This is a genomic window from Mesorhizobium sp. M2C.T.Ca.TU.002.02.1.1 (genome assembly GCF_003997225.1).
In genome coordinates, this window is sequence record NZ_RZTO01001188.1 from 1 (window position 1) to 1330 (window position 1330).

At 59.4% G+C, this 1330-nt stretch carries 1 protein-coding gene; it reads left to right on the forward strand.

Translation table 11 applies throughout. The features are described 5' to 3' along the window. Nucleotides 1-332: 332 nt before the first annotated feature. On the forward strand, nucleotides 333-1330 hold a 998-nt coding region (locus tag EOD07_RS34610; protein ID WP_127238369.1), incomplete at its 3' end, for a glutamine synthetase beta-grasp domain-containing protein.

The following is a 1330-nucleotide window of genomic DNA, read 5'->3' on the forward strand; positions in this document are numbered from 1 at the left end:
TGGCGAAGGCGTAACTTGCATTGTCGGTCTCCCTGTCTTTCCAGGAGCGTGTCGATTCAGCTTTCCATCAAAATAGGTTCTGCGATTCATTTAGGCAATATGCCTATCAAAAGATCATTTTTTGCACATTATTTGAGCAACATCATTTGCTGAACGATCGGAACGCATTGCTGAGGCGGCTCAGCAAAATCAACGCTTTGCCATGACCATTTTGCCGCACCCCGCGATATCGGAGTGGCATACGACTTGCATTTTAACCATCGGCAGGCCGGCTTGATCCGGCCATGCATCGACGCTGTCACGGCGGCGTCCAAGCAACGAGAGGCACTGGAATGACCAAATACAAGCTCGAGTATATCTGGCTCGACGGCTACACCCCGACCCCCAATCTGCGCGGCAAGACCCAGATCAAGGAGTTTGCCGAGTTCCCGACGCTCGAGCAGCTGCCGCTGTGGGGCTTCGACGGCTCCTCGACGAACCAGGCCGAGGGCCGCAGCTCCGACTGCGTGCTGAAGCCTGTGGCGGTTTACCCGGATCCGGCCCGCACCAATGGTGTTCTCGTGATGTGCGAAGTCATGATGCCCGATGGCGTCACCCCGCATGCATCGAACAGCCGCGCGACCATCCTCGACGACGAGGACGCCTGGTTCGGCTTCGAGCAGGAATATTTCTTCTACAAGGACGGCCGCCCCCTCGGCTTCCCCGAGAGCGGCTATCCCGCACCGCAGGGCCCGTACTACACCGGCGTCGGCTTCAAGAATGCCGGCGACATCGCGCGCCAGCTCGTCGAGGAGCATCTCGACCTCTGCCTCGCTGCCGGCATCAACCATGAAGGCATCAATGCCGAAGTGGCGAAGGGCCAGTGGGAATTCCAGATTTTCGGCAAGGGCTCCAGGAAGGCCGCAGACCAGATGTGGATGGCGCGCTACCTGCTGCTGCGCCTCACCGAGAAATACGGCATCGACATCGAATTCCACTGCAAGCCGCTTGGCGACACCGACTGGAACGGTTCGGGCATGCATTGCAACTTCTCGACCAAGTACATGCGCGAAGTCGGCGGCAAGACCTATTTCGAGGCGCTGATGGCGCAGTTCGAGAAGAACCTGATGGATCACATCGCCGTCTACGGTCCGGACAACGACAAGCGCCTGACCGGCAAGCACGAGACCGCGCCGTGGAACAAGTTCTCCTACGGCGTCGCCGACCGCGGCGCTTCGATCCGCGTGCCGCACTCCTTCGTCAAGAACGACTACAAGGGCTACCTGGAAGACCGCCGCCCGAACTCGCAAGGCGACCCCTACCAGATCGCCTCGCAGGTGCTGAAGACGAT